The organism is Corallococcus sicarius (assembly GCF_003611735.1).
Lineage (GTDB): Bacteria > Myxococcota > Myxococcia > Myxococcales > Myxococcaceae > Corallococcus > Corallococcus sicarius.
Map to the genome: position 1 here is coordinate 1 of NZ_RAWG01000744.1, position 448 is coordinate 448.

Here is a 448-nt window from a genome sequence, read left to right on the forward strand (position 1 = left end):
GGAACCGGGTGCGGACAGATCAGATTCAATCTGTAGTTCGGAGCGACATCGAACGGTATTTCAGAAGGTTTGCCCTTTACAAAAATATCGAGATCGACGACGCCGGCATTACTGCCATGGTGGATCTTGTTTTTGCGCAAGACCCGGGCCCCGTACCCCTTCGCACTAAGGTACTTGCCGGACTTGCTCTTGATACTGCCCTTCAATGTATTCATTAACCCTGTTATCATGGACCATCCTTCAAAAAAACTGGAGACCGCATCGATCCTGGAACGATTACGCAGCATGGCTGCACCTACTTCCACTGAAGCAACGACAACAAAAATACCTGCGCATGAAATCTCACTTGATTCTCCTTACCTCGCTGCCGCTGCCGTACTGATCTCTTATGAGTCCGACCAGATTCAGCCCATGAGCGCTGATCTGCCTTTACAGAAGGATGGAAAGC

General features: G+C 49.8%; 1 protein-coding gene. It reads right to left on the bottom strand.

The features are described from left to right. The coding region (locus D7X12_RS42695) for a hypothetical protein (protein WP_147444034.1) at positions 1 to 287 on the bottom strand (287 nt) is incomplete at its 3' end. Positions 288 to 448: the final 161 nt, after the last annotated feature.